The sequence below is a fragment of the Streptosporangium sp. NPDC004379 genome (assembly GCF_042873875.1).
Taxonomy (GTDB): domain Bacteria; phylum Actinomycetota; class Actinomycetes; order Streptosporangiales; family Streptosporangiaceae; genus Streptosporangium.
In genome coordinates, this window is sequence record NZ_JBIAMC010000004.1 from 251393 (window position 1) to 274377 (window position 22985).

Annotated in this window: 24 protein-coding genes and 1 riboswitch; of the genes, 9 read left to right on the forward strand and 15 right to left on the reverse strand. The window is 71.5% G+C overall.

The genetic code is table 11. The annotated features are described in order from the left end of the window. A partial coding sequence (locus ACFYSC_RS11065) for a hypothetical protein (RefSeq protein ID WP_389959781.1) occupies positions 1-604 on the forward strand: 604 nt, incomplete at its 5' end. A gap of 177 nt (positions 605-781) precedes the next feature. Here ACFYSC_RS11065 and ACFYSC_RS11070 read toward each other — a convergent pair. Then, on the reverse strand, positions 782-1648 hold the full coding sequence (locus ACFYSC_RS11070) for a hypothetical protein (RefSeq protein WP_362947360.1): 867 nt from the start codon (positions 1646-1648) through the stop codon (positions 782-784). A gap of 212 nt (positions 1649-1860) precedes the next feature. Between ACFYSC_RS11070 and serA the strand changes: the two genes are divergently transcribed. Then, entirely contained in the window at positions 1861-3450 is a 1590-nt protein-coding gene (gene serA / locus ACFYSC_RS11075) for a phosphoglycerate dehydrogenase (protein WP_389959784.1), read from the forward strand. 674 nt (positions 3451-4124) lie between these two features. Here serA and ACFYSC_RS11080 read toward each other — a convergent pair. Beyond that, positions 4125-4829, reverse strand: coding sequence for a C40 family peptidase (locus ACFYSC_RS11080; RefSeq protein ID WP_389959785.1), 705 nt, complete (start codon positions 4827-4829; stop codon positions 4125-4127). Continuing rightward, positions 4817-5049, reverse strand: a riboswitch (cyclic di-AMP (ydaO/yuaA leader). Its footprint overlaps the gene before it by 13 nt. 141 nt (positions 5050-5190) lie before the next feature. Between ACFYSC_RS11080 and ACFYSC_RS11085 the strand changes: the two genes are divergently transcribed. Continuing rightward, positions 5191-6237 (forward strand): 3-isopropylmalate dehydrogenase, encoded by a 1047-nt coding sequence (locus ACFYSC_RS11085; RefSeq protein ID WP_389959788.1) that lies wholly within the window; start codon positions 5191-5193, stop codon positions 6235-6237. A 177-nt stretch (positions 6238-6414) separates the two neighbouring features. Next, a complete protein-coding gene (locus tag ACFYSC_RS11090) occupies positions 6415-7509 on the forward strand; it encodes a branched-chain amino acid aminotransferase (RefSeq protein ID WP_389959790.1) in 1095 nt (364 codons plus the stop codon). Between the two features lie 206 nt (positions 7510-7715). Here the strand turns inward: ACFYSC_RS11090 and ACFYSC_RS11095 are convergent, their stop codons facing one another. Together ACFYSC_RS11095 and ACFYSC_RS11100 are read right to left on the reverse strand one after the other, a co-directional pair. Further along, entirely contained in the window at positions 7716-8300 is a 585-nt protein-coding gene (locus ACFYSC_RS11095) for a Uma2 family endonuclease (protein WP_389959793.1), read from the reverse strand. Between the two features lie 115 nt (positions 8301-8415). Further along, positions 8416-9069, reverse strand: coding sequence for an O-methyltransferase (locus ACFYSC_RS11100; protein WP_389959795.1), 654 nt, complete (start codon positions 9067-9069; stop codon positions 8416-8418). A 293-nt stretch (positions 9070-9362) separates the two neighbouring features. Here ACFYSC_RS11100 and cimA point away from each other — a divergent pair, with 293 nt between their 5' ends. Further along, complete coding sequence (gene cimA, locus ACFYSC_RS11105) at positions 9363-10940, forward strand: citramalate synthase (protein ID WP_362945970.1); 1578 nt, start codon at positions 9363-9365, stop codon at positions 10938-10940. Between the two features lie 69 nt (positions 10941-11009). Here the strand turns inward: cimA and ACFYSC_RS11110 are convergent, their stop codons facing one another. The 8 genes from ACFYSC_RS11110 to ACFYSC_RS11145 all read right to left on the reverse strand — a co-directional run bounded on the left by ACFYSC_RS11110 (position 11010) and on the right by ACFYSC_RS11145 (position 16251). Next, on the reverse strand, positions 11010-12689 hold the full coding sequence (locus tag ACFYSC_RS11110) for a heparinase II/III family protein (RefSeq protein ID WP_389959797.1): 1680 nt from the start codon (positions 12687-12689) through the stop codon (positions 11010-11012). A 350-nt stretch (positions 12690-13039) separates the two neighbouring features. After that, positions 13040-13432: an antibiotic biosynthesis monooxygenase family protein gene (locus tag ACFYSC_RS11115; RefSeq protein ID WP_389959800.1), complete on the reverse strand. Its 393-nt coding sequence runs from the start codon at positions 13430-13432 to the stop codon at positions 13040-13042. A gap of 59 nt (positions 13433-13491) precedes the next feature. Continuing rightward, positions 13492-14079: a hypothetical protein gene (locus tag ACFYSC_RS11120; protein WP_362945963.1), complete on the reverse strand. Its 588-nt coding sequence runs from the start codon at positions 14077-14079 to the stop codon at positions 13492-13494. 7 nt (positions 14080-14086) lie between these two features. After that, positions 14087-14593, reverse strand: coding sequence for a DUF6286 domain-containing protein (locus tag ACFYSC_RS11125; protein ID WP_389959803.1), 507 nt, complete (start codon positions 14591-14593; stop codon positions 14087-14089). A gap of 278 nt (positions 14594-14871) precedes the next feature. Then, positions 14872-15309 (reverse strand): Asp23/Gls24 family envelope stress response protein, encoded by a 438-nt coding sequence (locus ACFYSC_RS11130; RefSeq protein ID WP_389959806.1) that lies wholly within the window; start codon positions 15307-15309, stop codon positions 14872-14874. Next, positions 15306-15494 (reverse strand): hypothetical protein, encoded by a 189-nt coding sequence (locus ACFYSC_RS11135; RefSeq protein ID WP_389959809.1) that lies wholly within the window; start codon positions 15492-15494, stop codon positions 15306-15308. Before ACFYSC_RS11135 ends, ACFYSC_RS11130 begins: the two co-directional genes overlap by 4 nt. Further along, positions 15491-15757, reverse strand: a complete 267-nt coding sequence (locus ACFYSC_RS11140) for a hypothetical protein (RefSeq protein WP_362945953.1) — start codon at positions 15755-15757, stop codon at positions 15491-15493. The genes ACFYSC_RS11135 and ACFYSC_RS11140 overlap by 4 nt, the downstream gene beginning before the upstream one ends. Further along, entirely contained in the window at positions 15754-16251 is a 498-nt protein-coding gene (locus ACFYSC_RS11145) for an Asp23/Gls24 family envelope stress response protein (RefSeq protein ID WP_389959812.1), read from the reverse strand. The genes ACFYSC_RS11140 and ACFYSC_RS11145 overlap by 4 nt, the downstream gene beginning before the upstream one ends. A gap of 332 nt (positions 16252-16583) precedes the next feature. On the opposite strand from ACFYSC_RS11145, the gene ACFYSC_RS11150 reads away from it, so the two are divergent. From ACFYSC_RS11150 to ACFYSC_RS11165, 4 genes are all read left to right on the forward strand, one after another. Then, a complete protein-coding gene (locus ACFYSC_RS11150; protein WP_362945951.1) occupies positions 16584-17360 on the forward strand; it encodes a fumarylacetoacetate hydrolase family protein in 777 nt (258 codons plus the stop codon). 28 nt (positions 17361-17388) lie between these two features. Beyond that, on the forward strand, positions 17389-18720 hold the full coding sequence (gltX, locus tag ACFYSC_RS11155) for a glutamate--tRNA ligase (protein ID WP_389960314.1): 1332 nt from the start codon (positions 17389-17391) through the stop codon (positions 18718-18720). A 221-nt stretch (positions 18721-18941) separates the two neighbouring features. Beyond that, positions 18942-19139 (forward strand): hypothetical protein, encoded by a 198-nt coding sequence (locus tag ACFYSC_RS11160; protein ID WP_389959815.1) that lies wholly within the window; start codon positions 18942-18944, stop codon positions 19137-19139. After that, on the forward strand, positions 19136-19453 hold the full coding sequence (locus tag ACFYSC_RS11165) for a type II toxin-antitoxin system PemK/MazF family toxin (protein WP_389959818.1): 318 nt from the start codon (positions 19136-19138) through the stop codon (positions 19451-19453). Before ACFYSC_RS11160 ends, ACFYSC_RS11165 begins: the two co-directional genes overlap by 4 nt. Positions 19454-19621: 168 nt before the next feature. Here the strand turns inward: ACFYSC_RS11165 and ACFYSC_RS11170 are convergent, their stop codons facing one another. From ACFYSC_RS11170 to ACFYSC_RS11180, 3 genes are all read right to left on the reverse strand, one after another. Continuing rightward, positions 19622-20443, reverse strand: a complete 822-nt coding sequence (locus ACFYSC_RS11170) for a MerR family transcriptional regulator (protein ID WP_389959821.1) — start codon at positions 20441-20443, stop codon at positions 19622-19624. 126 nt (positions 20444-20569) lie between these two features. Further along, positions 20570-21409, reverse strand: a complete 840-nt coding sequence (erm, locus tag ACFYSC_RS11175; protein WP_389959822.1) for an ErmE/ErmH/ErmO/ErmR family 23S rRNA (adenine(2058)-N(6))-methyltransferase — start codon at positions 21407-21409, stop codon at positions 20570-20572. Positions 21410-21585: 176 nt separating this feature from the next. Then, complete coding sequence (locus ACFYSC_RS11180; RefSeq protein WP_389959825.1) at positions 21586-22953, reverse strand: MATE family efflux transporter; 1368 nt, start codon at positions 22951-22953, stop codon at positions 21586-21588. Between the last annotated feature and the right edge of the window lie 32 nt (positions 22954-22985).

Sequence of the window (22985 nt, forward strand, 5' to 3'; positions counted from 1 at the left end):
CGGGCCGGGGGACGCGGGGGGGGGCTGGGGGCGCGGCGGTGAGGGGCGGCTGGGCGGGGCGGGGGCGGGCGGCCCGGGGCCCCCCGGCACCGGCCGTTCCGGCGCGGCGGCGTTCCTGCGGGACCTGTGGCGCCGGCCGTCCCGGCGGACGCTGTTCGGCGCCGTCTACGGGACCGTCCTGGCCAGCAGCCTGGCCGCGGCGCTCGACAAGACCGGAGTCCCGCCGAACCCCGGCTACGAGTTGCTGTGGATCCTGGTGTCCGCGCTCGTCTCGGCCGCGGCCCACGCCTACGCGCACGCCATCGCTGAACCGGCGCGGACGGGCGGGTCGTTCGCCCACGCGGCGCGCTCGCTGCTGGCGGAGTGGCCGCTGGTGGCGGCGGCGCTGCCTGCGGTGGCCTCGCTCCTGGCGGCGCACCTGCGGTGGTGGGACCCCTACATCGCGGTCGAGGCGGTCCTGGTGCTCAACGCGTTCACGCTCTTCGGCCTGGGGGTGTGGGCGGCGCGGGTCTCCGGCCGCGCCCGTTGGGCGGCCCTGCGGACGGGCGGCGCGAGCATGCTGCTGGGCCTGTTCGTCGTCGCCGCGAACGTCCTGATCAAGTGACCCGCCCGGGGCCGGTGCCGGGAGGGTGGCGCCGGCCGTACCGGTTCACGCGAAGGCGTCGCGAGGGCACGGGGACGGACCCGGGCGGCTCGGGGTCGCGAGCCGGGCGTCGTCCACCGGGCGGGGACCGGCCCGGGCGGCGTGGGCGGGACGTCCCGCCCACGCCGGAGGACGGTCTCAGTCGATGACGTCGGCGCAGACCACGTGGGCGCAGAGCTCGATCATCCGCCGCTCGGTGCGCGCGTCGGCGACCCGTGCCATCAGGATCGGCGCCTCGCTGGCGGCGAGCTGCGGCAGCCGGGCGCGCACCCCGCGGTGGATGTCCCGGACCACGTCCTCGGCCGCCGTCATGTGCACCTTGACGTGCAACATGATCCCGGGCGCGCCGGAGGAGGTCCTGGCCTCGGAGATCCACACGTGGTGGACGAGCGGGTAGTCGGCGAGGACCTGCGCGATCGCCGCCCGCAGCGCGGGCAGGATGGGATGGCGGCAGCGACGGTAGCCCGGATCCACCATCTGCATCGGCCCCGACAGGTGGGGCCGGGGGGCGGGGATCCACGGCTGCGCGGGCACTGCGGCCCCGGTGGGTGCGGCGGTCCGCTGCTGGGGGCGGACCGGCGCGGGACGCGACACCGTGGCCATCGCCCCGGTGGCGTACGCCGTCGGGGTGCTGGACGTCAGCGCGGGCGCGGGACCGCTGCGGGTGGAGTCGAGATATCGCCTGAGGTCCTCGATGGGGACGGCGGCGGCCGCCGGTCCCGCTGCGTCGATCACGATTTCCCGCACACCGGTGACGCGCTGGATGTCGAGGATGGTGTCGGCGTCGCAGGCCGACAGGGAGTGGCTGCCACGGTGCCGTGCGTAGGTGCTCGTCGAGGTGTATCCGAGGAGCACGCGTTCACCCGTCTGCGTCGTGCCGAGCACGACGGAGCGGTCCGGTCGCACGGCTACCAGGAGTCCCCATTCGGCGAGCGCCGCCAGCAGCCGGTGCGGGCCGCCGTGCTGTGCGAGCACGTCGCCGAGAGCGGGGTTCCCGATGCTCATATGAGGAACGATAGGTAGGGGACCACGGCTTATGAGGGTAATCGTGAACTTTTGTGGTGAGCAATACCAAGTTGAATTTTGTACGCATGAGATCGTCCCGGATGGGTAGCGGCAAGACCCGTCTCGTATGCCGGGACACTCGTGAACACGTTCACAAGCGTCGGTAGACTCGAGAGGTCGTGCAGCAGCCTCTCGTCTTAAGGATCCCGCCTGTGAACAAGCCCGTCGTACTGGTCGCAGAGGAACTCTCCGAGGCCGGTCTCGCGGTCCTGGGCGCGGACTTCGACGTCCGCCACGTCGACGGCGCCGACCGCGCGCAGTTCCTGCCCGCCCTCGCCGGGGTCGACGCCCTCATCGTGCGCAGCGCCACCCAGGTGGACGCCGAAGCGATCGCCGCCGCGCCGAAGCTCCGGGTCGTCGCCCGCGCCGGCGTCGGGCTGGACAACGTCGACGTCGAGGCCGCCACCAAGGCCGGTGTCATGGTCGTCAACGCCCCGACCTCCAACATCACCAGCGCCGCCGAGCACACCGTCGCGTTGATCCTCGCCTCCGCGCGCAACGTCGCCCAGGCGCACTCCGCGCTCAAGGGCGGCGAGTGGAAGCGCTCCAAGTACACCGGCGTCGAGCTCGACCAGAAGGTCGTCGCCATCCTCGGCCTCGGCAAGATCGGCCAGCTCGTCGCCCAGCGCCTGCAGCCGTTCGGGGTCGAGCTGATCGCCTACGACCCCTACCTGCAGCCGGCCCGCGCCGCGCAGATGGGCGTTCGCCTGGTGTCGCTGGAGGAGGCCCTCGCCGAGGCCGACTTCATCACCGTGCACCTGCCCAAGTCCAAGGAGACCATCGGGCTCATCGGCGACAAGGAGCTGCGGGCCGTCAAGCCGACGGTGCGCCTGATCAACGTCGCCCGCGGCGGCATCATCGACGAGAACGCCCTGTACTCGGCGATCAAGGAGGGCCGGGTCGCCGGCGCCGGCGTCGACGTCTTCCCCAAGGAGCCGGTCACCGACAGCCCGCTGTTCGAGCTGGACCAGGTCGTCGTCACCCCGCACCTGGGCGCCTCCACCCACGAGGCCCAGGAGAAGGCCGGCACCCAGGTCGCGCGCAGCGTGAAGCTGGCCCTTGCCGGGGAGTTCGTGCCGGACGCCGTCAACGTCCAGGGCGGCGCCGTCGCCGAGGACGTCAAGCCCGGCCTGCCGCTGGCCGAGAAGCTCGGCCGGGTCTTCACCGCGCTGGCCGGCGAGGTCGCCACCCGCCTGGACGTCGAGGTCCGCGGTGAGATCTCCGCGCACGACGTCCGGGTGCTGGAGCTGGCCGCGCTCAAGGGCGTCTTCGCCGACGTGGTGGAGGACTCCGTCACCTACGTCAACGCCCCGCTGCTCGCCAGGGACCGCGGGGTGACCGTCGAGCTGGTCACCAGCCCGGACAGCCCCGACTGGCGCAACGTGGTGACCGTGCGCGGCGTCCTCGCCGACGGCCGTACGGTCTCGGTCTCCGGCACGCTGTCCGGCCCGCGGCAGATCACGAAGATCGTCGAGGTCAACGGCTACCAGATGGAGATCGAGCCGACCGACCACCTGTCGTTCTTCGCCTACAGCGACCGTCCCGGCGTCGTCGGCGTCGTCGGGCGCATCCTGGGCGACCACGGCATCAACATCGCCTCGATGCAGGTGGCCCGTGACGTCAAGGGCGGCAAGGCGCTCATCGCGCTGACCGTCGACACCGCCATCCCGGCCGACGTGGTGGACCAGATCGCCGCCGAGATCGGCGCCGACAGCGGCCGCTCGGTCGACCTGGCCGACTAGCCCGCCGTCTCCGCGGGTCCCCGGTACGGCGGGGGCCCGCGGAGACGTCTCCGAGCCCGTACGGCGAGCGGACCCGAGCCCGTACGGCGGAGCGGATCCCGGGCGTGCACGGCGGGACGGGCCGTCACGCGGAGCGCGCGCTGTCGTCTCATCATGTGAGAAATGTGTACGGCGGGCGAGACGGCGTTCCGGCGGGCGGGTACTGTGACAGGAAATGCGCCAGGTTCTCGTAATCCTTACCTGCCGCGGCGGGGCCTGACGGACAGGCCGGCACCTCGCCGCGGTGCGATGGCGTTCGCCGGCTTCACCTTCGCGTCGCGGATCCGCGTCCCGGATCCGCGGCCCCAGGCCCGGTCGGACTCGTGACCGGAGTCCCCCATCACATTTCCCGCTCGCCCGTGAACGAGACGAGGCTTGTCATGTACGACATGTATCCCTGGAACCGTCCGGAAGAAAGCAAGGACGAGGCCGCCGACGCGCTGCAGACCGCGCTGGACCGGCGCGACAACGGCGGGGTGCCCATCCGCTGACCCGGATCGACCGATCCGGATCGACCGATCCGGATCGACCGGCCCGGAGTGACCGGCCTGGAGTGACCGGCCCGGATCGACCGGCCCGGAGTGACCGGGAGAGACCGCCGGCCGGGATCGGGGCCGGCGGTCTCCCGCGCCGCGTCAGGCGTCCTTCGCGTCGCCCTTCTTGTCGTCCTTCCCGGTGTCCTTGCCGGTCGTCATGGTGCCGTTCTCGATCGAGATCTTGACACCAGAGCGGTCGGGGCGGACGGCCCCGGCGAAGACGCTGCGCCGCCAGGAGCTGAGCTTCTCCTCGCGGATGACGTCGCCGGTGCGCGGGGCGTGGACCATGTAGCCGGGCCGGCTGATCATGCCGACGTGGCCGAGGCCGCTGAAGAAGACGAGGTCACCGGGCTTGAGGTTCTTCCAGGAGACCTTCTTGTGGAAGGCCGCGTACTGGTCGTAAGTGACCCGGGGGAGCTTGATGCCGGCGGCGCGGTAGGCGCGTTGCATCAGGCCGGAGCAGTCGAAGCCGCCGTGGCCGGTGCCGCCCCAGACGTAGGGGACGCCGCGCTTGGACATCGCCCACCGCACGGCCTGCTTCCAGGCGGGAACGATCGCCTTGGCGGGGGCGGCCTTCGCGGGCTCGGACGTGGACCCGGACTCGGCGGCGGCCGCGGGGGCGGGGGCCGGCGTGGGGACGGCGGCCGGGAGGGCCGCGGAGAGCGTGGGTGAGGGGGCGACCACCGGTGAGGGGGCCGGGGTGTCCGCCATGGCGGCGGCGGGGGTCGCGAGCGCGGCGGTGCCGGCGGCGACGATGGACAGGGCACGGGGGAAAAACTTGCCGGACAGGGTGGTTCCTTCCATAAGGCCTGCCGGGTTAGCTGTCGGGCTCGGGCGTGGAGGCCGCCCTACGGCGCGGGAAACGCGCTGATTCGCCCCAAGGAAAACCCGTGTGGGCAGCCGGAACGCGCTCGCTGACAGCGGAGTCATGTGTTCCGGCGCCCCGGGTTTTCCGGAAGGTGGGTCCCCGGCTCCCCGGGGCCGGACATGGGGGTGGCCCACGGGGATTAGGCGTCGATACGAATGGGAGGACCATAACGAAGGTTCATGAATCGGTCAATACGTCGCAAAGTCGGACAAATCGATCAAGGGTTTGTGACACGCCGTTCTGTCCGTAGCGTGAGATGGGTGTTCGGCAGTCGAGACAAACCGGTAGGGTGCGAACATGGACTCGCGCAACATTCGCCTGGCAGTCATCCCCGGCGACGGGATCGGAGTGGAAGTCGTCGCCGAGGGGCTGAAGGTCCTCCAAGCGGTCGGCGCCAAGGCCGAGACCACCACCTACGACCTCGGCGCCAAGCGTTACCACGCGACCGGTGAGGTCCTCACCGAAGCTGTTCTGGACGAGCTGCGCGGATACGACGCGATCCTGCTCGGCGCGATCGGCGACCCCAGCGTGCCCCCCGGCGTCCTGGAGCGCGACCTGCTGCTCAAGCTCCGCTTCCGGCTCGACCACTACGTCAACCTCCGCCCGGTCAAGCTCTTCCCCGGCGTGGAGACCCCGCTCGGCGGTTCCCGGCCCGAGGACATCGACATGGTCGTCGTCCGCGAGGGCACCGAGGGGCTGTACGCCGGGACCGGGGGCGTGATGCGCCGGGACACCCCGCATGAGATCGCCACACAGGAGTCGCTGAACACCGCGTTCGGTGTCGAGCGCGTCGTCCGCTACGCCTTCGACAAGGCGCGGAGCCGCCCCCGCCGGAAGATCACGCTGGTCCACAAGACCAACGTGCTCACCTACGCCGGAGACCTCTGGGCCCGCACGTTCGACCGGGTCGGCCAGGAGTACCCCGAGGTCCAGACCGACTACTGCCACGTCGACGCGGCCTCGATGTTCTTCGTCACGCAGCCGGAGCGGTTCGACGTGATCGTCACCGACAACCTCTTCGGCGACATCCTCACCGACATCGGCGCCGCCGTCGCCGGAGGAATCGGCCTGGCGGCCAGCGGCAACGTCAACCCCGACCGCACCGCGCCGAGCATGTTCGAGCCGGTCCACGGCAGCGCGCCCGACATCGCGGGCCAGGGCAAGGCCGACCCGACCGCCACGATCCTGTCGGTCGCCATGCTCCTCGACCACCTCGGCCTGTCCGAGGAGGCCGCCCGGATCGAACAGGCCGTGGCCGACGACCTCCTGGAGCGGCAGACCGGCTGGGCGGGCCGGACCACCCACGAGATCGGCGACGACATCGTCGCGCGAGTAGCCGGCTGAGGCCGCCTGCTCGATTCACCCACGCGCCCGGCGGCTCCGCGAGCCGCCGGGCGCTGCTTTTTGTCCGCAGTGCCACGTCCACTGCCGACTTTGTCCTAGATGCAGTAGTTTCCCGGTATCCAGTCCATCGCAGAATGGACTGAGGTGCAGTTCGACTCGAAGAGAAGGATTCCCGCCATGGCCACCGCTCAGAAGCTCAGCTTCAACGTGCAGCACTCCGACCACGCTCGCACCGCGGCCGAGCGCGAGCAGGTACTGGCGAACCCCGGATTCGGCCAGGTCTTCACCGACCACATGATCCGGATCGACTACACCGAGGGCCGGGGCTGGCACGACGCGCGGCTCATGCCGTACGGCCCGCTGAGCCTCGACCCGGCGACCGCGGTCTTCCACTACGCCCAGGAGTTCTTCGAGGGGCTGAAGGCGTACCGCCAGGAGAGCGGCTCGATCGTGTCGTTCCGGCCGCAGGCCAACGCCGCCAGGTTCAACCTCTCGGCGGGCCGGATGGCCATGCCCGAACTGCCGGAGGAGGCGTTCGTCGAGTCGCTGGAGCTGCTCGTCCAGACCGACCGCGACTGGGTGCCCACCACCTCCGGCCACAGCCTCTACCTGCGCCCCTTCATGATCGCCACGCAGCCGGCGCTCGGGGTGAACCACCCGTCCTCGACCTACTCCTACATGGTGATCGCCTCCCCGGCCGCCTCCTACTTCGGCGGGAGCCGGCCCGTCTCGGTCTGGCTGTCCACCGAGTACACCCGCGCCGCCCCCGGCGGCACCGGGTTCGCCAAGTGCGGCGGCAACTACGCCGCCGCCTTCGTGGCCCAGCGCCAGGCCGTCGCGGAGGGTTGTGACCAGGTGGTCTGGCTCGACGCGAACGAGCACCGCTACGTCGAGGAGATGGGCGGGATGAACCTCTTCTTCGTCTACGGCGACCGCCTCCTCACCCCCGCCCTCACCGGCACCCTCCTGCCCGGCATCACCCGCGACTCGATCCTCACCATGGCCGCGGACCTCGGCCTGACCGCCGAGGAGGGGCGCCTGTCCATCGAGGAGTGGCAGTCGGGCGCGGAGTCCGGCGAGCTCACCGAGGTCTTCGCCTGCGGCACCGCCGCCGTCGTGACCCCGGTCGGCACTGTCAAGGGCGCCGACCGCGCCTGGACGATCGGCGACGGCGGCCAGGGCCCGGTCACCACCCGCATCCGCGAGGAACTGGTCGGCATCCAGTACGGCACCCGCCCCGACCCCTACCACTGGGTCCACAAGATCTGCTGAGCGGACATCCGGGTGCGGGCGGCGCGGGCATCCCCGCGCCACCCGCCCTCTGTCCCAGAGTCGACCAAGCACAGGAGGCCTGCGGGGAAAACCGTGAAGAGCCCGGACCGCCGGACGTTCATGGCGCGGAAGCGGGTCCTCGGAGGGCTTCCGGGCATGGGCACGAGAGAGTTCAGCCGACAATGGCCGGACTCTGTGCGCGGGGTCTACTCATTGACCAGCTTGCTGGTGTCGATGGTCAGATCCCAGGGTGCGGGCAGGTCGAGGAAAGCGCCGAACTTGATGACGACCTCCTGGGTGTAACCGGCTTCACCGGGACCGCTGAGAAGGCGGATCTGCTTCTGGAACGTATCAATGACCAGGTAGAGCGGAACACCCGCTCGCCCGCAGTTTCGTGGTTTCACGACGTGATCGTCATTGCTGCTGCTTGACGAGACCACCTCCACCACGAGGAGTGTCGAGTCGCCGTGGACCTCGTTCTGATCCCACATCCGGGGCTCGGCCGGGACGATGGTCAGGTCAGGACGATACCGGTCGCTCTGCGTGCCCAGGTGAAGCATGATGTCGTTCCAGATCAACCAGCCTCGCTCGGTCACGAACCCGAAGATCTGCCCCAGGATCCAGAAAACGATGGTGTTATGGGTTCTGCTCGGCAACTCCCTCACCACGATCCGGCCGTTGATGAGCTCGACGCGCCGATCGGGCCATCTTTCCTGCATCTCTGGAAGGAATTTTTCCAGGTCGTCCTCTTGTGCCGACTCCGCGGCAGGTCGTTCCAGCGCCTTGGCCATGGCTTCACCGTTCCCTCCGGGGGGCGAGCGTAACGTATCCGAGACGCCACCCAAAGTAACGGCAAAGGTGCGCCCCCGCCCCGGATTCGGAGAGACTCTCGCCAGTGTTTTCGAATCAGCTCTTCCTGATCACGGTGAGCCCGTCGGCCATGGGCAGCATGATCGAGGTGACCCGGTCGTCCGCCGTGACCAGGTCGTTGAACTCGCGTATCGCCCGGGTCTCCTCGTCGTCGGCCGTGGGGTCGGCGACCCGTCCGCCCCACAGCGTGTTGTCGACCAGGATCAGCCCGCCGGGGACGAGTCGCTCCATCAGCAGCTCGTAGTAGACGGGATAGCCCGCCTTGTCGGCGTCGACGAACGCGAGGTCCACGCCCTGCCACGGCGGCAGCTCCGCGAGCCGCTCGGCGGCCGGGCCGAGGCGCAGCTCCACCCGGTCGGCGACGCCCGCCTTGTCCCAGTAGCGCCGGGCGACGTCCGTCCACTCCTCGCTCGCGTCGAAGCAGGTCAGCCTGCCGCCGGGGGCGAGCCCGCAGGCGATGCAGATGGAGGAGTAGCCGGTGAAGGTGCCCACCTCCACCACGTTCGCGGCGCGGCTGATCTGAGTGATCATCGTCAGGAAGCGCCCCTGGTCCGGGGAGACGAGCATGTTCGCGCCCTCGCCGGTCAGCTCGCGGGTCTCCATGGCCAGCGCGTCCAGCACATCGTCGGGGAGCGTGGTGTGCGCCAGCAGATACTGCCCGATCGCCGGGTCGATGTAAGTCGCCTTCATGGCGGCCATTCTTGCCGCCCACCGGGTTCCGACACCGGAAAACATCCGTCGGCGCGGCGCGTGTCCCGGATGGTGAGATGTACGTGTCAGATGGTGGTGGAGTATGGGTAGACTCCGAGTCACCATGTTCTACGGTCTGCTCATTATCGGCAGGCGCGCCGGCTGAAAAAGGGACAACGCCGGCGCGCAGACCTCTCACGTCCGTGAGGGGTCTTTTTGTTTGCCGGGCTCCGCGGACCTTGGGGAGCCGGACGGACACGCGGCGGACGACCCGGACCCGCAAGGAGACTCGCATGAACGACGACCGGTTCCATGTGTACGACACGACGCTACGGGACGGAGCCCAGCAGGAGGGCCTGAACCTGACGGTGGCCGACAAGCTGGCCATCGCCCGTCACCTGGACGACCTGGGCGTCGGTTTCATCGAGGGCGGCTGGCCCGGCGCCAATCCCAAGGACACCGAGTTCTTCAGGCGGGCTCGAACAGAGCTCGGCCTGAAGCACGCGCAGCTCGCCGCGTTCGGCGCGACCCGCCGGGCGGGCGTGAAGGCGGCCGACGACCCGTTGGTGGCCGCGCTGCGCGAATCCGGCGCGCCGGTCGTGACCCTTGTCGCCAAGAGCCACGACCGGCACGTCGAGCTGGCCCTCCGCACGACCCTTGAGGAGAACCTCGCGATGATCCGCGACACGGTCTCCCATCTTCGTGCGGAGGGCCAGAGGGTCTTCCTCGACGCCGAGCACTTCTTCGACGGCTACCTGTCCAACCCGGCCTACGCGCTGGAGGTCCTGCACACCGCGGCCGAGGCGGGCGCCTCGGTGATCGCGCTGTGCGACACCAACGGCGGCATGCTGCCCGACGAGCTGGCCGAGGTCGTCCAGGCGGCGGTGGGCACCTCCGCCCGGATCGGCATCCACTGCCACGACGACACCGGCTGCGCCGTGGCCAACACCCTCGCCGCGGTCCAGGCGGGCGCCACCCACGTGCAGGGCTGCGCCAACGGGTACGGCGAGCGCTCCGGCAACGCCAACCTGTTCACCGTCGTGGCCAACCTGCAGCTCAAGCGGGGCTTCGACCTCGTCCCGGCGGAGTCGCTGTCCGAGATGACGCGGATCGCGCACGCGATCACCGAGGTGACCAACGCCACCCCCAACTCCCACGCCCCCTACGTGGGCGTCTCGGCCTTCGCGCACAAGGCCGGGCTGCACGCCAGCGCGATCAAGGTCGATCCCAACCTCTACCAGCACATCGACCCGGCGCAGGTGGGCAACGACATGCGGATGCTCGTCTCCGACATGGCCGGCCGGGCCTCCGTGGAGCTCAAGGGCCGCGAGCTGGGCTACGAGCTGCCCCCGGAGACCTCACGCGAGCTGGTGGACCGCGTCAAGGACATGGAGTCGAAGGGCTTCACCTTCGAGGCGGCCGACGCCTCCTTCGAGCTGCTGCTCCGCGACACCGTGGCGGGCCGCCGGCTGCGCCACTTCACGGTCGAGTCCTGGCGGGTGATCGTCGAGCGGACCCGCGGGGCCGAGCTGGTCAGCGAGGCCACGGTCAAGCTGCACGCCAAGGGGGAGCGGATCGTCTCCACCGGGGAGGGCAACGGCCCGGTCAACGCGCTGGACAAGGCGGTCCGGCTGGGTCTGGAGCGGCTCTACCCCGAGCTGGCCGAGCTGGAGCTCACCGACTTCAAGGTCCGCATCCTGGAGGGCACGTCCGGCACCGGCGCGGTCACCCGCGTGCTGGTCACCACCAGCGACGCGGACGGCGAGTGGTCCACCGTGGGCGTCGACGAGAACATCATCGAGGCGTCCTGGCAGGCCCTGGAGCAGGCCGTCACCTACGGGCTGTTCCGGGCGGGCCACGTCGCCGGCTGACCGCCGCCCGCCGTGCCCGCCGTGTCCCGGGGTACGGCGGGCCGTACCCCGGGCGTATCCGGGTGGGGCTCAGCGCAGGTCGGCGCCGGAGACCCGGAAGCTCACCGGGCCCTGGGAGGTCTCCACGGTCACCTTGGAACCGGAGCAGGAGACCGAGGGCCTGTCGGTCCCCGGCACCACGACGGTGAGCACCGGGTCCGCCGACGCGGGGGAGACGACCGCCGGGGCGGGCTGCTTGCTGAGGTAGGCGGTGGAGACCCAGCCCTGGTAGGGGTTCCGCTGCCCGCGGATCACCTCGAGCCCGCCGACCGGCTTGCACGAGGGCATCGAGACCTGCGCCAGCGTGGCCTTCCAGCCCGCCTTGTCCTTGACCACGACCCGGCCGCCGGAGGCGGAGACGACGGACAGCTCCGAGGCGAGGTGCCAGGTGGTCGTGACCTTGGAGCCCTTGGCCACGGTGTCCAGCACGGCCATCACGTCGCGCCCGTGGCCGACCAGCACCGAACGGGTCCTCGGCACGCCGTAGGCCCGGTCGGTCAGCCGGTAGCTCTGCCGGTCCTCGCCGAGGGACGACCTGCTCAGGGAGGTGGCGGTCTTCCCACGGAACGGCCGTCCCGCCACGGCCGGGGTGTTGTGCGCCTGCGGCGACCCCGTCCAGCGACGGTAGGCGTTCTCCTCGTAGGAGTGGAAGCCCACGTCCACCAGTACGTCGCGGCCCTGGGCGTAGTAGGTCACGCCCAGGTGGTCCTCGTGCCCGTGGTACTTCAGGCCGGGACCGAAGCGGATGGAGTAGAACGCCGACTCGGGCTTGTCCCAGGCGGTGCGCCCGTAGACGTAGCCGTTGCCGAACACCTTGACCTTCGCCTTGGGGTGGTCGTAGCCGGTCGGCCGCACGTCCGCGCCGCCGTCGCCGATCGGGACCATGAACCCGTTCGGCTGGGTGGAGTGGGAGATGAAGGTCTCCAGCCCCTCCCACCGGTCGGCGATCCCGGCGGGGACCTTGAGGCCGCACGCCTTGATGTTCTCCATCGCGACGCTGAGCCGCTCGTGGACGTAGAGCGCGTAGCGCGGCGCCTGCTCGCGCAGCACGCCCTGGGAGTCGACGTCCAGCTTGACCGTCTCGGTCAGACGCCGCAGGGCGAGGCCGGACCACTTCGGGCGCTTGTAGCGGCACCCGATGCCCAGCAGCGCGATGTCCTGGTCGATGCCGTGGTTGTGGCCCTTCTCGTACAGGCGGGGGTCGGACAGCACCGCGGCGTGCTCGGCCAGGCTCTTCGACAGCCAGGGCTCCTGGACGTGCTTGCTGAGACAGACCAGGGCGGGGGCGCGCAGCGCGACGGGGTGCTCCTGCCAGGCGTACGGGCTGGCCTTCGGGCCGCCGCGGCGCGGGTTGTCGGCCACCCAGTCCTTGGCGATCTCGGTGGCGCGGGTCAGGTAGGACTTCTCCCCGCTGGTCTCGTACTCGGCCACCAGCCGCCCCATCCAGCGCAGTGAGTGGAAGACCATGCTCCAGGAGCGGTTGCGGTAGGGGTCGGTGCGCCAGTCGACGTCCTTGCCGACCTTGACCGGCGGGAGGTCCAGGAACTCGACCTCGCCGTTCATGATGTCCGGCGCGGTCGGGGTGGCCGGCAGCCAGTCGCCCTGGCACTCGGAGGTGCGTTCCACCGCGGCCTGAGCCGGACCGGTCACCGTGGCCTGGCTCGCGAGGAGGACGGTGGAGAGGATGAGTGCTCTGGTGCGGCGGCGCACGCCTGTTCCTTCCGGGGCTGACGACGGGGGCGGATCATGCTGTCCGTATCCCACCAAACCGGTCAAGTTGGGAAGGGCGCTTTCAGGGGATCGTTAGCAACCAGATGCGCGCGGCGCGTCCGACGACGGCTCCGGAGGCGGGTTCGGCCGGCCGTCATCACGTCCGCCCGTCATCACGTCCGCCCGTCATCACGTCCGCCCGTCAACCCGCCTTCGCCCGTCGTGCTCCGCCCACGCGGTCTCGCCGAAATCCCGTCCGCTCCGCCCGCAGGCCGCGTCGCCCGGGTCTTCGGCGCCGCGGATCCCCGGGTGCGCCCCGGGGGTCCGCCTGCCTGAGAAGCGCCGGGCGCTCAGGACTCCTGGCCGCCGGGGCCGGTGCTCTGGACGACCTCGAACGACCACAGCTCGGACCCGGTGGCGGCCGGCGCCTGGCCCTGTCCGTGCCCGTGTCCCTGACCGGCCTCCTGCCCGTGGCCGTGGCCGTGCCCGTGTCCGGCGCCGCCGCCCTCCCCGGCGTGACCCCGCTGGAACGCCTGGCTCTCGGTCCAGCGCCTGAAGTCGTCCTCGGAGCGCCAGCGGGTGTAGACCATGTAGCGGTCGGTGCCCTCGACCGGGCGGAGCAGCTCGAACCACTCGAACCCGTCCGCCGACTCGACCATCCCGGCGCGTGAGGAGAACCGGCGTTCCAGTTCCCGGCGCATCTCCGCCGGCACCGTCAGGACATTGATCTTCACGACCGACACATCTTCTCCCTGGCGTTCGAGGCGTTGCCTGCGGAAGGCCACTCTACGACCGGCGTCCCTCAGGCGACGGTCCGGCGGGGGCGTGGCGGCTCGGCCAGGTTCACCCTGGCCACGGCCGGTACGTGCTCGGCCTCCAGCGCGTACCGCGCGTGTGAGACGGCCACCCCGCCGATCTGCTCGCAGATCGCGCTCATCGGGGCGGTCTCGTCGGCCGTCAGGCGCAGTCGTACGGCGGGGTGGGCGCTCGTGCCCGTCATGGCGGCGGTGACGTCGTGGACGGCCGGGTGCGCGCGGACCTCGGCCGCCACCGCCTCGGTCACCGTGTCCGCGCGGACGTCGGTGGCGCCGCCCGGTCCGTGCTCCAGGCGGATGCCGCGCAGCCTGCCGCTCCGTCCCTGGACGATCAGCCAGCGCAGCCCGAACAGGGCGAGCAGCGTCGCGGCCAGGGAGAGCGCCCCCCAGCTCCACGGGGCGTTGCGGGCGAATCCGGCGCGCGTCGCGGGGCTGATCAGCGGCTCCGTGGCGGACGCCCAGCTCTGCGGGAGCAGCCGGGTGCCGCGGGCGAGCGCGTAGGCGCCGGCGATGGTCAGCAGCAGACCTATGATCAGCAGCCCCAGCCGGTTGCCCCGCGCGGTCCTCCTGTCCACCTCCGGCTCACCTCCCCCGCAGCCGCACGGTCACCGGATGGTCGTGCACGGGGGAGAGCTCCTCGATCCGCGCGTGTACGGCCTGCCGTACGGCCTCGGGGAGTCCGGAGGCGTCGCGCAGCGTGGTGCGGGCGGTCACCCGCGCGGTCCGGCCGGCCAGCCGTACCCGGGAGTGCTCGACCCCCGGCACCCGGTCCGCCGCGTGGGCCAGGGCGCCGGTGAACCCGCGCCGCCGCACGCCGACGATCAGGTCGGGGTCGCCGGTCCTGACCGGGACCGTCCCGGGCCTGCCGGGGATGAGCGCGAGCAGGATCAGCAGCAGGCCCAGCGCGGTGAGCAGGGTCGCGGCCCCCAGCGCCTGCGGGGACCGCCACGGCGTCGAGGAGGCCCAGGCGAGCATGCGGTCGTACGGCACGACGCGCAGCGGCATGCCGAGCAGCGCGGAGATGATCTCAGCCGCCACTAGGCCGCCGACGGCGAGCATCAGGACGGCCGTGACGACGGCGGGGACCACCCGGCGCGGGCGGAAGGCCCGGACGGCCGCCCGGTCGGCGGCCCGGTTCCGTGGGACCGGGCCGGACGCGGACGGGCCGGCGGCCGGGGTCTGTTCCGGAGTCCCCGCGCCGGGTGCGGTCGGCGGGCCCGGGGGAGGGGACCCGGTGGGCGTCCCCCCGGAAGCCGGGCCTGCCGGTCCGGGCGGTCCTGCCGGTTCGGGCGGTCCTGGCGGTCCGGGCGGTCCTGCCGGTTCGGGCGGTCCGGGCGGTTCCGGCGGTTCCGGGGCGGCGGAGGCGGTCATGGCGTGTCATCTCCCGGGGACGGCACGAGGTCGGTCACGCCGATGTCGATGTGGCCGACGGAGAGGCCGGTGAGGTCGTGGACGCGGCGGGCGACGTGCCGCCGGATCTCCTCGGCGACCTGCCGCAGCGGGACGGGGTAGGCCACCGACACGTCCAGTTCCAGGACGGCGAGCTCGTCGTGCACGACGGCGTGGGTGCCGCCCGGGGCCAGCCCGCCGCGCTCACGGACCCGGTGCACGTGCGGCACCTCCCCGGCGGCCCGGGCGGCGATGCGCGCCACCACCCGCTCGGGGATGTCGGTCCTGCCCCGCCGCTCGGGCGGCACACCCGACGGGCCGGGCCCGGCGCGGGCCGCCTCCCACGCGGGGACGCCGCCCGGCTCCGGCGGGACATCCGCCGCCGCGGGCGGCGCGGACCCGGCGGGAGCGGTCATCTGCGCCTCGCGGACAGCTTGGACAGGTCCACCGCGTCGCCGTCGACGAGGCGGCCGATGATCAACCCGACGGCGCCCAGGACCAGCACCAGCAGGAACGCGCCCAGGCCGCCGAAGGCCGCCGCGAAGCCCAGGGCCACGCCGGCGATCAGGCCGATGAGCGACCAGATGGGAAATCCGTTCACCGTATACCTCCGATGTGGATGTTCACCGGGCGGCCGCCCACCAGCGGGGCGAGGGCGGCGCGCACGTCTTCGGCGATCTCCGGCAGCGGCCGTCCGGGCCGGACGACGATGGAGACCTCGACCTGGTCGTCCCGTACGGCGACGCCGGGCACCTTCTCTCCCGGCAGGTAGGTCGCCACCGCGCCGAACGGGCCGCCGGAGAGCCCTGCGACGCCGGGGCAGTGCCGTACGGCGTCGGCGACCTCATGGGCCAGCTCACTCACCGGACACGCGCCTCCTGCTCGCTCTCCCGTTCCCTTTCCGGTCGTTCCGGCTCGGGCAGATGGACGTCGTCGACCCGGATGTTGACCTCGGTGACCTCCAGGCCGGTCATGCGCTCGACCGCCGAGATCACGTTGCGGCGCACCGAGCCGGCCAGGTCGGGGATGGCGACGCCGTACTCGACCACGAGGTCGATGTCGACGGCGGCCTGCCGCTCGCCCACCTCCACGGCCACGCCCTGGGTGACGTTCCGGTCGCCGCCGCCGACCATGCCGCGGACCGCGCCGAGGGCGCGTGTTCCGCCGGTGCCCATGGCGTGGACGCCCTCTATCTCACGGGCGGCCATGCCGGCGATCTTCGCGACGACGCCGCTCTCGATGCTCGTGGTGCCCTTCGGCGTTATCAGGTCTCCGCCGGATCCCGGGTTGTCGGTCCGCGTCCGCGACGGCGGGGCGCCCTCGTCCCTCGGCCTGTTCGCCGTGCTCGCTTCGGTCACGTCGACTCCCTCCCCCGAGGGGAAGTCCGCCTGCTCCCCCGAACCAGTGCCTGTAAAGGGTGGTACCCCTAATAACAATAGAAATCAGGACATGATAATTATTGGGCGGATAATGGAAATAGATGGCTGATTGATTACCGCGGTTTTCCGGGGAAATTCCGAAAAGGGATCCCCGGTGATCGTTCCGGCGTTCCCGATGTTCCCGGCGGCGGCCGTCCGGAGCCGTACGGGGGCGGGGGAGCGGTGAGGACCGGACGGCCGGGGACCCGGGGCGGCGGGCCGGGGAGCGGCGGCGGTCCCGGGCGGCCCACGGGCGCGACTAGCCTTGTCCTGTGCGTATCGCGAGGTTCTCCACAGGTGAAGGTGTCGGATTCGGGGTGGTCGAGGGCGGCCCCGGCGAGGAGTTCGTCTCCGCGATCTCCGGGCACCCGTTCGGCTCGATCCAGTTCACCGGCGAGCGCCACCCGCTCTCGCAGGTCCGGCTGCTCGCGCCGATGCTGCCCAGCAAGGTCGTGGCGATCGGCAGGAACTACGCCGAGCACGCCCGCGAGATGGGCGGCGACGTCCCCGAGGAGCCGCTGATCTTCCTGAAGCCGTCCACCTCGGTGATCGGCCACGGAGAGACCATCGCCTACCCCGTCGGGCTGTCGGAGCGGGTCGACTACGAGGGCGAGCTGGCCGTGGTCATCGGCAGGCTCTGCCGCGACGTGCCCGCCGAGCGGGCCCGCGAGGTCATCTTCGGCTACACCTGCGCCAACGACGTCACCGCCCGCGACCTGCAGAAGAAGGACGTCCAGTTCACCCGGGCCAAGGGCTTCGACACGTTCTGCCCCCTCGGCCCGTGGATCCAGACCGTGCTCGACCCGGACGACCTCGCCATCACCACGACGGTGAACGGCGAGCTCCGGCAGAGCTCGCGCACCTCCAAGCTCATGCACGACATCCCGGCGCTGATCGCCCACGTCAGCGCGGTCATGACCCTGATCCCCGGCGACGTCATCCTCACCGGGACCCCCGAGGGAGTCGGACCGCTGGACGTCGGCGACGAGGTCAGCGTCGGCATCGAAGGAATCGGCACTCTCACCAACCGGGTGGTCTCCCGTGATTAGGGTTCGTTTCGCTCCCTCGCCCACCGGCATGTTCCATGTCGGCGGCGCCCGTTCGGCGCTGTTCAACTGGGCGCTGGCCGAGCAGTCCGGCGGCAGGTTCGTCCTGCGCATCGAGGACACCGACGCCGCGCGCAACCGGCCGGAGTGGACCGAGGGCATCATCTCGGCGCTGGCCTGGATCGGCATCCACGAGGACAGCCCGTTCTTCGAGGGCCCCTACTTCCAGTCGTCCTACGAGGAGCAGCACCGCGAGGCGGTGACCAAGCTCCTCGCCGCCGGCCGCGCCTACCACTGCACCTGCACCCGCGACGACGTCAAGGCCCGCACCGGCTCCGAGCACCGCGGCTACGACGGCTTCTGCCGCGAGCGGGGCCTCACCGAGGGCGCGGTCCGCTTCCGCACCCCCGACGAGGGCGTGACGGTCGTCGACGACCTCGTGCGCGGCAGGGTCGAGTTCCCCAACGACGCGATGGAGGACTTCGTCATCGCCCGCGCCGACGGCTCGCCGCTGTTCGCGCTGGCGAACGTGGTCGACGACATCGAGATGCGGATCAGCCACGTGGTCCGCGCCGAGGAGCACCTGTCCAACACGCCCAAGCAGCAGCTGCTGTGGGAGGCGCTCGGCGTGACCCCGCCCGTCTGGGCGCACCTGCCGGTCATCGTCAACGAGAAGCGCCAGAAGCTCTCCAAGCGCCGCGACAAGGTCGCCCTGGAGTCCTACCGCGACGAGGGCCACCTGCCGGAGGCGATGGTCAACTACCTCATGCTGCTCGGCTGGGGTCCCGGCGGCGACCGGGAGATCATGCCCTGGTCGGAGATGGTGCCGCTGTTCCGCCTGGAGGACGTCAACCCCTCCTCGGCGTTCTTCGACGAGAAGAAGCTGCGCGCGTTCAACGGCGAGTACATCCGGGCGCTGGCGCTCGACGACTTCATCGACCGCTGCGACCCGTGGCTCGCGCCCGACTGGGACCGCGAGACCTTCGCCAAGGTCGCCGGGCTCGCCCAGACCCGCATCGCGGTGCTGAGCGAGATCACGGCGAACGTCGACTTCCTCTTCCTGGACGAGCCCGTCTTCGACCAGGCGTCGTGGGACAAGGCGATGAAGACCTCCGCCAGGGAGATCCTCACCGGCTACCTCGCCCGTCTGGAGAAGGCCGACTTCGACCCCGAGTCGCTCAAGACCGCGCTGGAGGAGGTCGGCGCCGAGCACGGCCTCAAGCTCGGCAAGGCCCAGGCCCCGGTCCGCGTGGCGATCACCGGCCGGACCGTCGGCCTGCCGCTGTTCGAGTCGATCGAGGCGCTGGGCCGCGAGCGCTCCGTCGCCCGCCTCCGCGCCGCCCTCACCCGCCTGGAGGGCTGAGCCTCTCCCGGACCCCCGGGAAACGCGCCGGTGCCCGGACGCGGCCTTCGCGTCCGGGCACCGGTCGTACACGGGTTCTCCTGCCAAGCCGTATGCGGTGCCGGCTCGTCGTGTGTGTTGAGCCTGGACGGACCTCTGCGGCCCGGATGCCGCCTCGGCGGAGCCCGCGGGCTGTTATACGAATGCGCGACGATTGTTCAACGGCCGCGTAGCATGAACGCATGGGAACGATCGGCTTCAGGCCCACCGAAGAGGACGAGCGGATCATCAAAGCGGCACAGCGGGGCGGCGAGCGCACCAGCGATGTGATCCGCCGCGCCCTGCGTCTCCTGGAACGTGAGGTGTGGCTCGCCCAGGCTCGTGTCGACGCCGAGCGGCTGGCCGACGAAGATCTGTCCGAAGAGCAGGACGCCTGGTGATCCGGGGCGCGGTCTACCGCGTGGACTTCGGAGACGCGAAGCGAGGGCACGAACAGCGGGGGCGCCGTTACGGCCTGGTGCTGAGCCCGAGCTCCATGCCGTGGAACGTCGCGACCGTCGTCCCCACCTCTACCAGCGCACAGCCGGCGGCTTTCCGTCCGGAGCTGGAGATGGCGGGAACCCTCACCCGTTTCCTGGTGGACCAGATCCGGTCCGTCGACATCGCCTTCATCCACGGCGACCCGGTGCACTACCTGGACCACGACGAACTCGCCGAGGTGGAGCACGCCGTCACCCTCTACCTGGGGCTGTAGGCTCCCGTTCCCGCGCCGCCCTCATCTCCTCGAAGGGCTGAGCCTCTCCCGGGCTCCGGGAGGTCCCATCCCGGTTTCCCCGAATGAGACCTCTCCCGAGTCCCCGGGGAACGCGCCGGTGCCCGGATGCGGTCTTCGTGTCCGGGCACCGTTCGCACGCCGGGAAGGTCACGCCGGGGCGATCGGCTCCTGGAGCTCGGTCACCCACCCCCGCGGATCGCCGGGGCATTCGAGGTAGAGCTCCCGGGGGTAGCCGGCCGAACGGTGGCCGCTCGTCTCGATCCAGTTGGTCAGGGTCTGGGCCGTGGGCAGGACGTCGTCCATCGGGCCGCGGTGCACGATGGTGGCGGCCCGCTCGATCGCGGGCAGGTCCACGATCGTCAGGCCGTGACCGTCCGCGGGGCCGGCCGCGACCGGCATCGCGGCGTGCACGAGGACGGCTTCGCCGTCCGGGGCGTCCTGGTAGTAGGCGATGCCCGGCCCCACCGGGGTCACGCCCGCCCGCTCCAGCCTGCGGCACAGCTCGTCGAAGAGCGGCCCGGCCACCGGGCCGATGTCCTCGGGCTCGTAGCTCGCGGCGGTGCCGCTCAGCTCGGCCACCCGTACGGCGGGAATGCGCTTGACCACCACGTCGTCGATGTTCATGCGTCCCTCGCTTTCGATCGTCCGGAGCCTCGCCTCGATCTGGGCCAACCGGGCCGCCGTGGCCGCGAGCGCCGTCTCCAGCTCCGCCCGCCGCAGCCGGAGCATCCCGCGCAGCTCCTCGGCACTCACCGGCTCGTCCACGATCGCCGCCACCTGCCTGAGGGTGAACCCGAGGTCCTTCAGGGCGACGATGCGGTTGAGCCGGGCGAGCTGACCGGCCTCGTAGAAGCGGTAACCGCTGTACGGATCGACGTGGGCGGGGCGCAGCAGCCCGACGGCGTCGTAGTGGCGCAGCATGCGGACCGAGACGCGGCCGTGTCTGGCGAAGGCTCCGATGGTGAACATGGTCCTCCCACTTCAGGGCCTCACACGATGTGAGGGTCAAGCCTGCCCGATTTCCGGCGGGCCGGCGTTCCGGGGAGGTCCGCTCCGGTGGCGGCGCCGGGCGCGGGGCCCGGCGCCGCCGGCGGGTCAGTGGAGACGGTGGAACAGGGCGATCCACCGGTCCGGGTGGACGTGGGCGACGACGCTGTCCGGATCGACGCCGGCCCCGGCGAGGGCCGCGTCGACCTCGGCGGCGGAGTGGCGGCGGCGCAGCGAGGCGCGCAGGGTGCCGCCGACCCCGCTGAAGCCGAGTTCGACCAGATCGCGGTAGGCGTCCATGGCCTCCGGAGGAAGCAGGCCGGCGGGCCTGCGCCGGATGCGCAGGATCGCCGAGTCGACCCCGGGGACCGGGCGGAACGCGGCGCGGTCGATCACGCCGTGCAGGTGCCAGGTGTGGCGGGGCCAGCTCACCACGGTGAGCCTGCTCCACCTGCCGTAGTCGCCGGTGCGTTTGCGGGCGTACTCCAGCTGGGTGACGAGAGTGGCCGAGGTGAGGTTCCCCGCCCGCAGGCACCAGTCGACGATGCGCGAGGTCACCGCGTAGGGGATGTTGCCCACGACGGCGAACGGCTCGGCGGGCGGCCTGGCGGCGGTGAAGTCGCCGCGGACGACCTCGATCCGGTCGTCGTCGCGGGTGCGTGCGGCCAGCTTTCCGGCCAGCAGCGGATCGATCTCGTAGGCGATGACCTTTCTGCAACGGCCGGCCAGGACCCGGGTGAGGGGGCCCTCTCCCGCGCCGGGTTCGAGGACGAGGTCCCCGGGTTCCGGCGCCGCGGCGGCGACGACACGGTCGATCTCGCGGGGATCGGCCATGAAGTTCTGCGAGAGGGCACGCCTCGCCTGGTCGCGGGTGGTTCTCCCGCCGCCGCCGGCCCTGACCTTCTTCTGGGTGTGTGAATGGTTTCCGTGTGCGAATGAACGCGCCACAGCGTTTCGCCCCTTCGGGGTCCGAGAGATGGATCGGGTCTCGGAGAAGCCCTGGGCGCACGCGTGCGGACGCGCGTCATGAGATGCGGAGCGCGCGTCCTAGCGGGCCAGGGCCCGGGTGGCGCGAGGCCGCTTGACCAGGCCCACCCGGAGGTGGGCGTAGCACAGTGCGTGGTTCATGGCTCCAGGTTAGGGAGGGCCGCAACCGGTTTTCCCACGGGAGACCCGGCGGTGACGAACACGGTGACGAGCGCGGCGGCCAGGGCGGTGCCCGCCGCCATGGCCAGCCAGACGCCGGTGACGCCGAGCGCCGCGCCCAGCGCGTGGGCCAGGACGAGCTGTACGGCGAAGCCCGTCAGGGTGGCGGACAGCACCCGGCTCCCGCGCCCGCTCGCCTGCAGCGTCCCGCCCGCGGCGATCAGCGCGCCGAACGGGACGAGGTAGAGCGTCATCCACCGCAGGAAGTCCACGGTCCCGGCGGCCACCGCCGCGTCCGCGGTGAACAGCCCGGCCACGGGCACGGCGACGGCGTTGAGCACGGCCGCCACGACCCCGCCCGCGGCCAGGCCGAGGGACAGCGCGGGACCCGCCCGGCCCGACCGGGCCGTCTGGATCATCGCGGCCTGCCGGAGCGCGTAGAAGGCCATCACCCCGGCCATCATGATCTTGGTGCCGGTGCCGTACGCGGCCAGTGACGTCACCCCGAACCCGCCGACCAGCTCCACCATGAGCATGCCGACCAGCGATCGGGCCAGGAAGTCCCCGGACATGGGCAGGCCGGTGCGGACGATCTCTCCGGCGTCCCGGACGTTCCCGGCTCTCCCCGGCTCCGTGAGCCTTCCCGGCCCCGCGGTGTCCGGGGCGTCCCCGGCGTCCCCGGTCTCCGCTGTGACCAGGCGGAGCCTTCGCGCCGGAGGCCCGGCGGCCGCGCGGCGGGACAGACGCCGGGACAGGAGGGTCAGTGCGACGCCGAGGGCCGCGGCGCGGGCGGTGACGGTCGCCGCGGCGGCCCCCTGGACGCCCATGCCGAGGCCGTAGACGAACAGGGGATCCAGAACGATCACCAGCGCGTTGCACAGCAGCGCGGTGCGCATCGGGGTGGCGGTGTCGCCGAGGCCCTTGAAGATCCCGTCGGTGAGCGTCTGGGCGTAGAAGACCGGCAGGCCGGCCAGGGAGACGAGGAAGAAGCCGGCGGTCAGCCGGGCCGTCCCGGGGTCCTCGGTGAACAGCCGGGCCAGCGGCTCGCGCAGCAGCACGCCGGGGACCGCCACCGCCAGGCTCACCGCCCCGCCCAGCAGCCAGGCCGTACGGACGACCGGCCCGAGCGGCTCCCGGCCGTCGCGGCGGCCGACCGCGACGGTGGTCCCGGTGGAGACGGCGAGCACGACGCCGAGGGCGAGGTTCTCGGCGGCCGTCGCGATCGTCACCGTCGCGACGGCCGGACCGCCCAGGGGGGACACCCAGAGCAGGTCGATCAGGCCGACCGCGACCACGGCGGTCAGCAGCTCCACGTAGACGGGCAGGGCGAGGCGGAGCAGCTTCATCTTTACCTCTTTTCGAGCTATCTCGTTTAGAG